Origin of the sequence: Mycolicibacterium aurum (genome assembly GCF_900637195.1) — a bacterium.
GTDB classification, from domain to species: Bacteria; Actinomycetota; Actinomycetes; order Mycobacteriales; family Mycobacteriaceae; genus Mycobacterium; species Mycobacterium aurum.
The window spans coordinates 1,531,730-1,544,774 of sequence record NZ_LR134356.1 but is presented as its reverse complement, the minus strand read 5'-3'; the positions used below and the strand labels follow the sequence as shown (position 1 = coordinate 1,544,774).

15 protein-coding genes are annotated in these 13,045 nt (G+C 68.1%); 7 read left to right on the top strand and 8 right to left on the bottom strand.

The features are described 5' to 3' along the window. Position 1: 1 nt before the first annotated feature. The 3 genes from EL337_RS07460 to EL337_RS07450 form a co-directional block, all read right to left on the bottom strand. Positions 2-856, bottom strand: coding sequence for a TIGR02569 family protein (locus EL337_RS07460; protein ID WP_048630872.1), 855 nt, complete (start codon positions 854-856; stop codon positions 2-4). A gap of 36 nt (positions 857-892) precedes the next feature. Beyond that, a complete protein-coding gene (gene moeZ, locus EL337_RS07455; protein ID WP_048630378.1) occupies positions 893-2,071 on the bottom strand; it encodes an adenylyltransferase/sulfurtransferase MoeZ in 1,179 nt (392 codons plus the stop codon). Between the two features lie 106 nt (positions 2,072-2,177). Next, complete coding sequence (locus EL337_RS07450; protein ID WP_048630377.1) at positions 2,178-3,209, bottom strand: DUF3152 domain-containing protein; 1,032 nt, start codon at positions 3,207-3,209, stop codon at positions 2,178-2,180. A gap of 192 nt (positions 3,210-3,401) precedes the next feature. Here EL337_RS07450 and EL337_RS07445 point away from each other — a divergent pair, with 192 nt between their 5' ends. Then, positions 3,402-4,079 (top strand): HTH-type transcriptional activator FasR, encoded by a 678-nt coding sequence (locus EL337_RS07445; protein ID WP_048630376.1) that lies wholly within the window; start codon positions 3,402-3,404, stop codon positions 4,077-4,079. Between the two features lie 4 nt (positions 4,080-4,083). Here EL337_RS07445 and EL337_RS07440 read toward each other — a convergent pair whose 3' ends face one another. After that, complete coding sequence (locus EL337_RS07440) at positions 4,084-4,341, bottom strand: DUF3107 domain-containing protein (RefSeq protein ID WP_048630375.1); 258 nt, start codon at positions 4,339-4,341, stop codon at positions 4,084-4,086. A 252-nt stretch (positions 4,342-4,593) separates the two neighbouring features. On the opposite strand from EL337_RS07440, the gene EL337_RS07435 reads away from it, so the two are divergent. Then, on the top strand, positions 4,594-5,424 hold the full coding sequence (locus EL337_RS07435) for a hypothetical protein (protein ID WP_048630374.1): 831 nt from the start codon (positions 4,594-4,596) through the stop codon (positions 5,422-5,424). A 3-nt stretch (positions 5,425-5,427) separates the two neighbouring features. On the opposite strand, the gene EL337_RS07430 is transcribed toward EL337_RS07435, so the two are convergent. After that, positions 5,428-6,141: a ferritin-like fold-containing protein gene (locus EL337_RS07430; RefSeq protein WP_048630373.1), complete on the bottom strand. Its 714-nt coding sequence runs from the start codon at positions 6,139-6,141 to the stop codon at positions 5,428-5,430. Between the two features lie 255 nt (positions 6,142-6,396). Here EL337_RS07430 and EL337_RS07425 point away from each other — a divergent pair, with 255 nt between their 5' ends. Together EL337_RS07425 and EL337_RS07420 are read left to right on the top strand one after the other, a co-directional pair. Next, positions 6,397-7,905 carry a DEAD/DEAH box helicase gene (locus EL337_RS07425; protein WP_048630372.1) on the top strand — a complete coding sequence of 503 codons (1,509 nt, stop codon included), beginning with the start codon at positions 6,397-6,399 and terminating at the stop codon, positions 7,903-7,905. A gap of 10 nt (positions 7,906-7,915) precedes the next feature. Then, positions 7,916-9,130, top strand: a complete 1,215-nt coding sequence (locus EL337_RS07420) for an Rv3212 family protein (RefSeq protein ID WP_048630371.1) — start codon at positions 7,916-7,918, stop codon at positions 9,128-9,130. Here the strand turns inward: EL337_RS07420 and EL337_RS07415 are convergent. Further along, complete coding sequence (locus EL337_RS07415) at positions 9,127-9,930, bottom strand: ParA family protein (protein WP_197724197.1); 804 nt, start codon at positions 9,928-9,930, stop codon at positions 9,127-9,129. The two genes, EL337_RS07420 and EL337_RS07415, sit on opposite strands and share 4 nt — an antisense overlap. A gap of 93 nt (positions 9,931-10,023) precedes the next feature. On the opposite strand from EL337_RS07415, the gene EL337_RS07410 reads away from it, so the two are divergent. Genes EL337_RS07410 through EL337_RS07400 form a run of 3 tightly spaced genes read left to right on the top strand, consistent with a single transcriptional unit; the run spans position 10,024 to position 12,214 of the window. Next, the gene (locus tag EL337_RS07410; protein WP_048630370.1) at positions 10,024-10,635 is read left to right on the top strand and encodes an acid phosphatase; all 612 of its coding nucleotides are present in this window, start codon (positions 10,024-10,026) and stop codon (positions 10,633-10,635) included. Further along, entirely contained in the window at positions 10,632-11,729 is a 1,098-nt protein-coding gene (locus EL337_RS07405) for an isochorismate synthase (RefSeq protein ID WP_048630369.1), read from the top strand. The genes EL337_RS07410 and EL337_RS07405 overlap by 4 nt, the downstream gene beginning before the upstream one ends. Further along, the gene (locus EL337_RS07400) at positions 11,726-12,214 is read left to right on the top strand and encodes a GNAT family N-acetyltransferase (protein WP_048630368.1); all 489 of its coding nucleotides are present in this window, start codon (positions 11,726-11,728) and stop codon (positions 12,212-12,214) included. Before EL337_RS07405 ends, EL337_RS07400 begins: the two co-directional genes overlap by 4 nt. Here EL337_RS07400 and EL337_RS07395 read toward each other — a convergent pair. Together EL337_RS07395 and aroQ are read right to left on the bottom strand one after the other, a co-directional pair. Further along, entirely contained in the window at positions 12,160-12,576 is a 417-nt protein-coding gene (locus EL337_RS07395) for a hypothetical protein (protein ID WP_048630367.1), read from the bottom strand. The two genes, EL337_RS07400 and EL337_RS07395, sit on opposite strands and share 55 nt — an antisense overlap. After that, entirely contained in the window at positions 12,573-13,016 is a 444-nt protein-coding gene (gene aroQ / locus EL337_RS07390; protein WP_048630366.1) for a type II 3-dehydroquinate dehydratase, read from the bottom strand. The genes EL337_RS07395 and aroQ overlap by 4 nt, the downstream gene beginning before the upstream one ends. Positions 13,017-13,045: the final 29 nt, after the last annotated feature.

Here is a 13,045-nt window from a genome sequence, read left to right as displayed (position 1 = left end):
CTCAGAGCGCGAGTCGTACCAGCGCCGCAGTGCGGGCCAGCCCCGGGAACGCCGCTGCCGTCGACCTCGGGTGCAGGGCGTGGACAGCCAACCGGAAGATCAAGGCGCGCAACAACATCTGCGACCATTCGGGCAGCTGCGACCAACGCTCGATGAGCGCGTCGTCGGCCTCGCCCCAGGACAGCGCGTCCACCACCACGACCCCGGCCGCCCAGGCAGGCGGCCGCCAGTAGGGCGTGATATCGGTGATGCCAGGTGCCGCGGTGCCCGCGAAAAGCACTGTGCCGTAGAGATCTCCGTGTACCAACTGACTGGGACCCTTGGTGGGGCGGCGCAGCGACGCCAGCTGGTTGATCAGCTCGACGGACTTCTGTCCGTCCGCCGTTCCCGGCGCCACCCGGGCACCCTGGGGCAGCGAATGCAGCGGGCGCTCTTCCCACGCGGCGCGATCGGCGGCGATGAACACGTCGACGTCACCCCACGGCGCGATCGGCGGCTGCGTGAGGAAGCGTGGCCGTTCCAGTTTGGCGGTGGCCTCGTGCAGCCGAACCGCGGCCGAGACGACTTCGTCATGGCGAGGCTCCGGTGTGCCCGCCACGTAGGTGTCGGCACGCCAGCCCGCGACCACGTAGCGTCCGTCGGTCGACCGCACGGGCCGCGCCAGCCGCACCCCGTCGACGAACAGCGTCTCCCGGACCTTCGCCGACCAGGCCGCGCGCGCGTGATCGGCGACCATGGACAACACCACCTCGCCGCACCGCCAGCCACCCTCCCAGGTGGATCCCAACGGCGCCGGCTGCACCCCGGACAGCCCGAAGGCTGCGAGTACGTGCTCGGGTGGGCGCTCGGCGGTCACCGCCACAGCCTAAGCGCAGCGGTGGCCAACCCAGCGTTAGTACATGACCATGTCGGGTTCGAGTTGCTTTCCCCAGGCGACGATCCCGCCCTGAACGTGCAGCGCATCGGAGAAACCCGCCTTCTTGACGATGGCCAACACCTCGGCGGACCGCACACCGGTCTTGCAGTAGAAGACCGGAACGCGGTCGGTCTCCAGTTTGGCCAGTGCCTCGCCGGTTTCGAACGCGCCCTTGGGAATCAGCTCCGCACCCTCGATGTGGTTGATGTCCCACTCGACGGGTTCCCGCACGTCGATCAGCGCGTATTTCTTGCCGGAGTCCAGCATGTCGCGGAGTTCGCGCGGGGTCACGGTGGAATCGAGGGCCGCGTTGGCCGCGTCCTCGGACACGACGCCGCAGAACTCCTCGTAGTCGATGAGCTCGGTGATCTTCGGTGTCGCCGGATCCTTGCGAATCTTGATGGTGCGGTAGGTCATGTCGAGGGCGTCGTAGACCATCAGCCGGCCCAGCAGCGGATCGCCGATGCCGGTGAGCAGCTTGATGGCCTCGGTGCCCATCACCGACGCGATCGACGCGCACAGGATGCCCAGCACCCCGCCCTCGGCGCAGGACGGCACCATTCCCGGTGGTGGCGGCTCGGGGTAGAGGTCGCGGTAGTTCAACCCCAGTCCGTCGGGGGCGTCCTCCCAGAACACCGAGACCTGGCCCTCGAAGCGGTAGATCGAGCCCCACACGTACGGTTTGCCCGCCAGCACCGCGGCGTCGTTCACCAGATAACGCGTCGCGAAGTTGTCGGTGCCGTCGAGGATCAGGTCGTACTGCTCGAAGAGCTGGACGGCGTTGTCGGGCTCGAGGCGGACCTCGTGCAGCCGCACGTCGACCAGCGGGTTGATCTCGGCGATCGAGTCCTTGGCGCTCTGGGCCTTCGACCGGCCGATATCGGACTGGCCGTGGATGATCTGGCGTTGCAGGTTGGACTCGTCGACGACATCGAACTCGACGATGCCGATGGTTCCGACGCCGGCGGCGGCGAGGTAGAGCAGTGCGGGCGAACCCAACCCACCAGCCCCGATGACCAGCACGCGGGCGTTCTTCAGCCGTTTCTGACCGTCCAGGCCGAGGTCGGGAATGATGAGGTGGCGGCTGTAGCGCGCGACCTCTTCGCGGGTGAGTTCAGCCGCTGGCTCTACCAGCGGCGGCAACGGTGTCGACACCGAGTTTCTCCTTGGTTGGCTGTGTAACCCATCTCAGCAGGTCTACTGGTCAACAGCAACGAGGCCCCGACCCTTCCCGCCCGCTCTCGCGGCGCGAAGGCGGTGATCAGGCGATCGGATAGGGCCAGGGATTGAAGCGGCACGACAGGCCGTCGGGTGTCACCGTGCCGGGGTCGAACTTCGCGGCGTCGTTGTTGTCGGTCGAGAACGTCTGCTGCATCATGATCGGCGCCAGCTCGCCGTTGGCCGCGCACTGCTCGTGGCGCTGATAGCCGATGGCGTGCCCGACCTCATGGTTGATCACATACTGCCGATAAGAACCGATGTCGCCCTGGAACGGCACCGCGCCACGCACCCAGCGCGCCTCGTTGATGAAGACTCGCGGCTGACCTTCGAAAGCCGGGTTGTAGCAGGACGCTTCGAGTTGGATGTCGTAGCCGCAGCCGTCGCGGATCGTCATCGGCGAGGTCAGCGACACCCGGAAGTCCGGGACGACACCCGCTGCGGCGTCGACGCGGGTGAATGCGAACTCGGGGTTGTGTGTCCAGCTCTTCGGGTTGGTCAGCGTTTCATCGACCATGCGGGCGAACCCGTCATCGCCGCCGAAACTCGTGGTGTCGACGCCGTCCTCGACCTCGACGGTGTACGTGAAGACCTTGGTGGTGCCCTGCCCGATCTGCGGATAGCCACCTGGCACCACATGCCAGGTGCGTGCGCCGGCCTCGGTGAACGGTCCTCCCTGCGGCAGGATTCCGGTCGGCAGGTTGGCATCGAATGCCGTCAGGCCCTTGGGCGGAGCGCCGACGATCGCGGTGCTCGCCACGCCGATCGTCGGTGGACCCTGAACCGGCCCCTCCCCCTCGACTGCCTGGGGCACGCTGGTGCCGGTCACGGTCTGGTAGATGACGACGACGGTCAGCGCCACCAGCAGCGGCAGCGCATAGGCGCGCCAGCCGTATGTGGAGATGAAACGGCCCAGCCAGGTCTGCTTGCGCCAGCGTTTGCGGTCGTCCCGGTTGGAACGGGGCCGGCCCGGCTGCTCGGCCAGCGGGTCACGCTGAGCGCGCAGCGGCTCTCGCCATTCGTCGCGCAGCACCGGTACGCGACCGTCCCCGCGACGCTCCGGGTCGTAGGTCACCGCACCAGAATGGCACAGGTCAACGGACTTGCCGTTCCGGCGCGCCACCGCGCTGGACGTGTCACATCGCCTGTCGGCGCCCGCGTGGCGACGAGGCACCTTGCCTGACGCGTATGGTCGGCGAACGGTAGTACTGTCATTGCCTAGCGCATTCAAGACGCCGGATGGCCGGCTGTAGATCTCGAGGTTCTGATGAGCGAACTCGCCAAGGCGGCGCCACAGCGGCGAGGGGGTCAGCCTGCCAATGGCACCGCACCCCCCGTCACGGCCCGGCGTGGCAACCGCCTTCCGCGCGACGAACGGCGTGGCCAACTGCTGGCCGCGGCCAGTGAGGTTTTCGTCGACCGCGGCTATCACGCCGCAGGCATGGACGAGATCGCCGATCGCGCGGGTGTCAGCAAACCGGTGCTGTATCAACACTTCTCATCGAAGGTTGAGCTCTACCTGGCGGTTCTGCAGCGACACGTCGACAATCTCGTGTCCGGAGTCCGTCAGGCGTTGCGCACCACCACCGACAACCGCCAGCGCGTGCGCGCCGCCGTCCAGGCGTTCTTCGACTTCATCGAGCACGACAGCCAGGGCTACCGGCTGATCTTCGAGAACGACTACGTCACCGAGCCACAGGTCGCTGCCCAGGTGAAAGTCGCCACCGAGTCGTGCACCGACGCGGTGTTCGACCTCATCAGCCACGATTCCGGGCTGGAACCGCACCGGGCCAGGATGATCGCCGTCGGCCTGGTCAGCATCAGCGTCGACTCCGCGCGCTACTGGCTCAACAACGACCGCCCCGTGGCCAAGGACGACGCCGTGGAAGGCACCGTCCAGTTCATCTGGGGTGGCCTGTCCCACGTGCCGCTGACCCGGTCGTAGAACCTCAGCCGGTCTTGGTGACTTCCGAGCCGACCGTGCCGACGCCGAACCCGACCCTGCGCGAGTCGGCAGCGCCGATCTCGACGTAGGCGATACGCGCCGACTGGACGAGGAACCGTCGACCCTTCTCGTCGGTGAGTCCGAGAACGTTGGGCTCGCCACTCAGTGCATCGGTGACCAACTTCTCCACTTCGGCCGGCGTTTGCGCACTGCTGAAGATCAGCTCGCGCGGGCTGTCGGTGACACCGATCTTGACCTCCACGGTGAAAACCCTTCTATTCGAGTGCTCGACCTACTCCAAGGAGGCTAGTGGACGCCGGCGGATCGGGGCGGCGCCGGACCCCTGCGAACACCGACAACGGCGCATTTCCGCGGACAGCGAACGCGGCATAACAGGCCGGCGACCGAACCGAGTCCCGACCGTGATCGCCGTGAGTGCGCGTCAGCCTCATCCGTCACTTCTGTCTCAGTAGCATCGGCCACGGAACCGGACGAGACGACTGGGACAGCTGGGATGAACAGGCCTTACACCGCGCAATCGCCGTACTCTCTGACACCGACCGAGCGCATGCGCACCCCACGGGGCAGCGGACGCTACAGCGGCCGGTATGACCGTCAGGGTGACGATCCTGACCGCTACGGCGACCTGGACACCGACACGCTTGCGCCCTACCCGGACGACGCGTACGACACCCGCTACGGCGACGCCGACTACGAGGATGCCGAGAACTACGACGAGTACGTCGACGAAGCCCGGATCGACCGGCGCTGGATGTGGATCGCCGGTGTGGCGGGTGCGATCCTGTTCGTCGCCGTGATCACCGCGAGCATGATCCTCGGTGGCGGCGACAGCGGCTCGGTGTCGGCGACGGTCGCATCTCCGTTGCCCACCTCCAGCGCGGCGCCCGCTCCCAGCCAGGACGCCGCCGCACCGGCCCAACCGCCGCCGTCGCTGCCGGCCGAGACGGTGACCACGGTGACCCCCACGGCCGAAACGCCCGCCCCCGCCGCGGCCCCGGTCCCCACTCCCCTGCTGCCCGCGCCGCAGGCAGTGCCGCCGCCCGCAGCCGTCGTGCCGGGAACCGTCACCTACCGGATCACCGGTAATCGCAACCTCATCGACCTGGTGACGGTCATCTACACCGACGCCCAGGGCGCATTGCAGACCGACTTGAACGTCGCGCTGCCCTGGACGAAGACGATCGTGCTGAATCCGGGCGTATCGCTGAGCTCGGTCACCGCGACCAGCGTGTCCGGTCAGCTCAACTGCGCGATCCTCGACGCGAACGGTTCGCTGATCGCGGCGCAGAACAACAACTCGATCATCACCAACTGCACGCGATAGCGATCAGGCCAGTCCCAGCTCCTGCATCCGGCTGTTGTGCGTGTTCTGAAGCCGGTCGAAGAAGTCGGTCATCTGCGACAGACCGCCGCCCGCCATCACCAGCTCGACGAGTTCGTCGTGCTCGGCCAGCACGAACTGGGCCTGGGTGATCGCCTCGCCGAGCAGTCGACGCGACCACAGCGCCAGGCGATGCCGCTGGCGGTCACTGCCCGTCACCGCTGCCCGCACCTCGGAGACCACGAACTGGGAGTGCCCCGTCTCGGACAGCACCGACCGCACGACATCGGCGACCTCGGCGGGCATCACGTCGGCGATCTCGAGGTAGAAGTCGGCCGCCATCGCATCGCCGACAAAGGTCTTGACCAGCGCCTCCAGCCAGGTGCTCGGCGTGGTGAGGCGGTGGTAGTTCTCCAACGCCGAGGCGTACTTGGTCATCGACGGGACGATGTCGACACCGCGGCGGGCCAGCGCGTCGCGCAGGACCTCGTAGTGATTCATCTCCGCCGCGGCCATGGCCGCCATGTTGATCCGGCCGCTGAGATTCGGCGCCATCTTGGCCTCTTCGGTGAGGCGGTAGAACGCCGCGACCTCGCCGTACGCCAGCAGTGCGAACAGCTCGTTGATGCCGGGGTGGTCTGCTGACACCAGCGGCGCCACCGACGGGCCCGGCTCGCTTGCAGAAGCGGATGCAGCGGCCGCAGACGGCGTCGAAGTCATGCCCCAACTCTAAACTCCGCCGCCCGCGATGCCGCTTGAGCAGACCTCACCAGCTACCATGGACCTGGTGTCGGCGTGCGTGCCGACGGATCGACCCAGGTCACGCTGGCAAGTATTCGCCGCAGACACCGAAGAAATGTGCGTGCACGCGGCGGCCCGCCCCCTCAGCGCAGGGCCCGGCGAAGTTCTCTTCACAACTCGTGCGCGCGTTGAAACGCCATGAGGATCGACAGTGAAAGGCTTCGTCTACCAAGCATGACTCCCGTAACCCCGCACCCCACTCCCACTTTCGCCGAGCTCGGTGTCCGCGACGAGATCGTCCGCGCACTCGCCGAGGGCGGCATCGAACACGCCTTCGCCATCCAGGAGCTGACCCTGCCGCTGGCTCTGGCCGGCGATGACCTGATCGGCCAGGCCCGCACCGGCATGGGCAAGACGTTCGCCTTCGGCGTGCCGCTGCTGAACCGGATCACCACCGACACCGAACGCCCGCTCACCGGCATCCCGCGCGCGCTGATCGTCGTCCCCACCCGTGAGCTCTGCATCCAGGTGTACGAAGACCTCGTCGGCGCCTCGAAGTACCTGATGGCGGACGAAACCAGGAAGCTGACCGTGACCGCCATCTACGGCGGACGCCCCTACGAGCCCCAGATCGAGGCACTGCAGAAGGGCGTCGACGTCGTCGTCGGCACCCCGGGCCGCCTGCTCGACCTGGCCCAGCAGGGCCACCTGCAGCTCGGCGGGTTGAGCGTGCTGGTCCTCGACGAGGCCGACGAGATGCTGGACCTCGGATTCCTGCCCGACATCGAGCGGATCCTCAAGCAGATCCCCGCCAAGCGCCAGGCCATGCTGTTCTCGGCGACCATGCCGGACCCGATCATCACGCTGGCCCGTACGTTCATGAACCAGCCGACACACATCCGCGCCGAGGGTGTTCAAGGGTCGGCCACCCACGACACCACCGAGCAGTTCGCCTACCGCGCGCACGCGCTCGACAAGGTCGAGATGGTGTCCCGCATCCTGCAGGCCGAGGGCCGCGGAGCGACGATGATCTTCACCCGCACCAAGCGCACCGCCCAGAAGGTCGCCGACGAGCTCGGCGAGCGCGGGTTCAAGGTCGGCGCCGTACACGGCGACCTGGGGCAGGGCGCCCGCGAAAAGGCCCTCAAGTCGTTCCGCACCGGTGAGGTCGACGTGCTGGTGGCCACCGACGTCGCCGCGCGCGGCATCGACATCGACGACATCACCCACGTCATCAACTTCCAGATCCCCGAAGACGAGCAGGCCTATGTGCACCGCATCGGCCGTACCGGCCGCGCGGGCAAGACCGGCATCGCCGTCACCTTGGTCGACTGGGACGAGCTGCCCCGCTGGTCGATGATCGACAAAGCCCTCGGCCTGGATACCCCCGACCCCGCCGAGACGTACTCGAACTCGCCGCACTTCTACGAAGAGATGAAGATCCCGGCCGACGCCGGCGGCACCGTGGGCAAGCCGACGCGGACCACCGACAAGCCCAAGCGGGAGCCGCGCGAATCACGCGAAAGCAGCAGCGAGCGCACCGGTGACAAGCCGGCCCGCAACCGCAACCGGCGTCGTACCCGCGGCGGCCAGGCAGCCGGCGGCCATCCCGAGGCGGTGACCGAGTCGGCCAGTACGGAGCAGTCCGACAACGCCGGCGCCGAGGGAGCCGAGGGCGCCCGCCCCGGACGTCGGCGCCGTCGCCGCCGTCCCAGCAAGACCGCGGCCGCAGGCACCAACTAGTCGGTCCCGCGTGGTCAAACCCGAACGCCGCACTCGGGCGGACCTGGTGGCGGCCGCGTCGATCGCCGGCGTGATCGTCCTCGTCGCTGCCATCGTCTGGTGGACCAGCGACGCCAGGGCCACTGTGAGCCGCCCCGCCGCCGAGCCGGTCCCCAGCCTGGAACCCGCTGCGGCCGTTCCAGATTCACTGAAGCAGCTGTGGACTGCCCGCAGCTCCGCAACCACGCGGCCGCTGGTCGTCTCGGGTGCGGTGGTCACCGGCGACGGCACGGGCATCGAAGGTCGCGACCCGGCGACCGGCACCGCCCTGTGGAGCTACTCGCGCGATCTCGAACTGTGCGGGGTCTGGTGGGTCTACAACTACGCCGTGGCCGTCTACCCCGATGTGCGCGGCTGCGGCCAGGTCAGCACCGTCGACGCCAAGACCGGGCAGCGCGGGCCCGCGCGCACCAGCTACTCCGACCGCCACGTGACACTCTCCGGCGACGGCACCACGGTGCTCTCGGCCGGCGACACCCGGCTGGAGATGTGGCGCTCGGACATGGTGCGAATGCTCAGCTACGGCGCCCTCGACGCGCCCATCAAGCCTGACGTGCCGGCGGCACCGCTGTGCCGCTTCGTCTCCGCCGCGGCGAGCTCCAGTTCGGTGTCGGTGCTGGAGTCCTGCCAGAGTCAGGCCGACCTGCGTCTGACGTTGCTGCGGCCGTCGGATGAGGAAGACACCCCCGAGCTGAAGTACGTGCAGCAGAAGGGGGTTCCCGACGGTGCGGGCGCCCGGGTGGTGGCGGTGACGGACACCTACACGGCGCTGTACGTCCCGACGCCGAAGCCACGGCTCGACGTCATCGACGACACCGGCGTGGTGACCGCCAGCACTGTGGTCGCCACCGCGCCGTCGCCCGAGGCCACCATGTCGAACACCGGTGAGCTGATCACCTGGTGGACCGGTGACGCGCTGATGGTGTTCTCCGCCAACAACCTTCAATATCTGTACACGGTGACCGCCCAGGGCTCCGACGCCCCGGTCGGGCCCGGGATCGTCATGGCCGGCCAGCTTCTGGTCCCGGTCACCAGCGGCTACGACGTGTTCGATCCCGATACCGGTACCGGCGACAAGCACATCCCGCTGCAGCGGCCACCCGTGGAAGGTCCGGTGGTGCCCGCCGTCGCGGGCTCGACCCTGCTCGAGCAGCGCGGCGACGAGCTGGTCGCGCTCGGCTCCTAGACCTCGGGCGTGTAGGTCGCCAGGGCCTTGCCGTTCTTCCAGTGCTTCAGCAGTGCGGCCGCGAATTCCCGGTACGCCATCGCGCCCTTGTTCTTGCGGCCGTGGAGCACCGAGGAACCCGAGGCGCTGGCCTCGGCGAAACGGACGGTCCGCGGGATCGGCGGGGCCAGCACCGGCAGGTTGTAGCGGTCGACGACGTCGAAGAGCACGTCGCGACTGTGGGTGGTCCGGGCGTCGTACAGCGTGGGCAGCGCCCCCAGCATCTTGAGGTCGGGATTCGTGATCGCCTGGATGTCGGAGACGGTGCGCAGGAACTGTCCGACGCCGCGGTGGGCAAGGGTCTCGCACTGCAGGGGCACGATGACCTCACCGGCGGCGGTCAGACCGTTGAGTGTCAGGACCCCCAGCGACGGCGGGCAGTCGATGATCACCACGTCGAATCGATCACTGATCTTGTCGAGGGCGCGCCGCAGCGCATGCTCACGACCGGCGCGCATCAGCAGCATCGCCTCCGCGCCCGCGAGGTCGATGTTGGCGGGCAGCAACGTCATACCCTCCGGGGTCTGCACCAGCGCCGTGTCGGGTTCGACGTCTCCCAGCAGCACCTCGTGTACCGAGACCGGCAGCTTGTCGGGATCGTGTCCGAGCGAAAACGTCAGCGATCCCTGCGGATCCAGATCGACGAGCAACACCGTCTTGCCCTGTTCGACCATCGCCGCGCCCAACGACGCCACCGTCGTCGTCTTGGCTACTCCACCCTTTTGATTGGCGACCGCCAGTATCCGCGTCACGTTACTCATCTTGAACCCCATCCTGGCATTTCTCTGCCCTCCCCTGGTCAACTTCACCCGCAGGCGACCGACCGGTTGCCGCGTACGGCAGAATCAGACGGTGTGGGCCTCTTGCAGCACCGATTGATCCTGCTCCGCCACGGCGAAACCGAGTGGTCGAAATCGGGCAAGCATACGAGCCGCACCGAACTCGAGCTCACCGAGCATGGCCGCGAGCAGGCTGTCGCCGCGGCCGACACGCTCAAGCAGATGGGGCTCGACGACCCCTTCGTGATCAGCAGCCCACGTGTCCGTGCCAGGACCACGGCCGAGCTCGCGGGTCTGGAGGTCGCCGAGATCAGCCCGCTGATCAGCGAGTGGGATTACGGCGATTACGAGGGCACGACCACCGACGAGATCCGTCGAGCGGTGCCCAACTGGCTGGTGTGGACTCACGGTTGCCCGGGAGGTGAGACCTCGGCGCAGGTCTGCGAACGCGCCGACCGCGCCATCGACGAGGCATTGCAGCATCTGGAGTCGCGCGACGTCATCTTCGTCGGGCACGGCCATTTCTCGCGTGCGGTCATGACCCGGTGGATCGAGCAGCCGGTCTACGAGGGGATCCGATTCGCCATGCCTGCCGCCTCCATCGCGGTGTGCGGGTTCGAGCACGGGGTGCGTCAGCTCAGCGGGCTGGCACTGACGGGCAGGCCCAACCCGGCCGTATCGACGTGACACGCGAGCCGACGTTCGTCCTCGCCGGTCCCGACGATGTCGTCGTCGCCGACGGCGTGCATACCGCTTTCCCGCACATCGCTGATGCGCGAGCCGCGCTCGCCTCCCACAGTGCGCCAATCATTTTGGGCGCCTTGCCTTTCGACGTGAACCAACCGGCGGCGCTGATCCGGCCGCAATCGGTGCGGTTCAGCGACGTGCTGCCGCAGTGGCCGTTGCGAGAGCTGGCCCCGGCCCAGATCACCGAGACGACCCCGGACGCCGACGAGCACCGTCGACGCATCGGCTTAGCACTGGCCCGGCTGCGCGACCCGGCCGATGACCTGCACAAGGTGGTGCTGGCCCGCGCGCTGCAACTGTCCGCCGACGGACGCCTGGACGCCAGGACCGTGCTGCACCGGTTGGCCGCCGACGATGCGCAGGCCACGAAGTATCTGGTGGATCTGTCCGCGGCGGGCGACGGCTATTCGGGCACCGTCCTGGTGGGCGCGAGCCCTGAACTGCTGGTCGCGCGCCGCGGATCCCAGGTGATGTGCCGCCCGTTCGCCGGGTCTGCCCCGCGCCTGGCGGACCCCGACGCGGATGCGGCCAGCGGTGCGGCGCTCGCCGCGTCGGAGAAGAACCGCCACGAGCACCAACTCGTCGTCGACGCGCTACGGACCGCACTGGAGCCGCTGTGCACAGATCTGCAGTTCGCGGAACGACCGGAGTTGAGCAAGACTGCCGCCGTGTGGCATCTGGCCACCCCGATCTCGGGCCGACTGCGGGAAAAGTCCACCACTGCACTGGATCTCGCGGTCGCACTGCACCCCACTCCGGCGGTCGGCGGCTCCCCCACCGACCAGGCCGTCGCGCTCATCGGCGAGCTGGAGCGCGACCGCGGCTTCTACGCGGGCACGGTGGGGTGGTGCGATCAGCGCGGCGACGGACGCTGGGTGGTGTCGATCCGATGCGCGCAGCTCTCCGCTGACCGGCGCACCGCCACCGCTCACTCGGGCGGCGGCATCGTCGCCGAATCCGACCCGGACGACGAAGTCGACGAGACCACAACGAAATTCCGCACCATCCTGTCGGCCCTGGGAGTGAAGCAGTGAGTGAGGTCATCCGAAAGGTGCGGCCCGGCGACGAAGCCGAACTGACCGCCATGGTTCACGAGCTCGCGGAGTTCGAGCGCGCCTCCGACGAATGCACGGTGACCGAAACCCAGATGCGGGACGCCCTTTTCGGTGCCGAGCCGACGGTGTTCGGGCACGTCGTCGAGGTTGACGGTGAGGCGGCCGCGGTGGCGCTGTGGTTCCGGAACTTCTCGACGTGGGACGGCGTGGGCGGCATTTATCTGGAAGATCTGTTCGTGCGCCCGCAGTTCCGCAGGCGGGGGCTGGCCCGCAAGCTGTTGGCGACCCTGGCGCAGGAATGCGTGGAGCGCGGCTACACGCGGCTGAGCTGGGCAGTGCTGGACTGGAATGTGAACGCGATCGCCCTCTACGACAGCGTCGGCGGGAAACCACAGAGCGAGTGGATCACCTACCGGGTGTCGGGACCGGGCTTGTCGGAGCTGGCGGCCGAATCCGGTTCCTGAGTGAGCCAGTGCATTCCGGTGGGGCTGAACAGCAACCCGAGCACCGCGATCGCGGTGGCGGCCACCACCACCGCATACTGCAGTTGCCCTGAACTGAAGACGTACCAGGCGACCCCGAGCAGCACCAGGTTCGCGAACACCGCGATGCCGCGACCCCACCGCCGCCCAGTCCACAGGGCCCAGCCTGCAGCCGTCACACCGGAGCCCATGATCGCGAACCACGCTGCGGTGCCGTAACCGCTGATCCCGGTCTCGTGGTGTCCACCCGCTTCACGTACGACCAGCACGACGGCGGTCACCAACGCCAGCACACCTTCGAGCGCGGCGATCGCGCCCGCGGCGCGCACCGTGCGCGGGCTCACTGCGCGAGCCTGCCTGCCAGGTAGCGCACCGCCATCTCGTAGCCCAGCGGGCCGGCTCCCGCGACCACCATGTCCGCGACCGCCGACACGTACGAGTGGTGCCGGAACTCTTCGCGCGCGTGAATGTTGCTCAGGTGCACCTCGGCGACGGGCAGCCCAGCCGAGCGGAGCGCGTCGGCGATGGCGACCGACGTGTGGCTGTAGGCGGCGGGATTGATGACGATGCCTGCGCAGTCGGCGCGCGCCGCCTGGATCGCGTCGACGAGCACGCCCTCGTGATTGCTCTGCACGGCCCGCACCTGCAGGCCTGCGTCGGCGGCCACGTCGGCGACCCGCGACTCGATCTCGGCCAGCGTCGTCACACCGTAGACCTCGGGCTGCCTTGTCCCGAGCAGGTTCAGGTTCGGCCCGTTGAGCAGTAGCAGTCGGCGTTCGGTCACCGTTGTACGGTACCGGCGCGGCGTCCCCC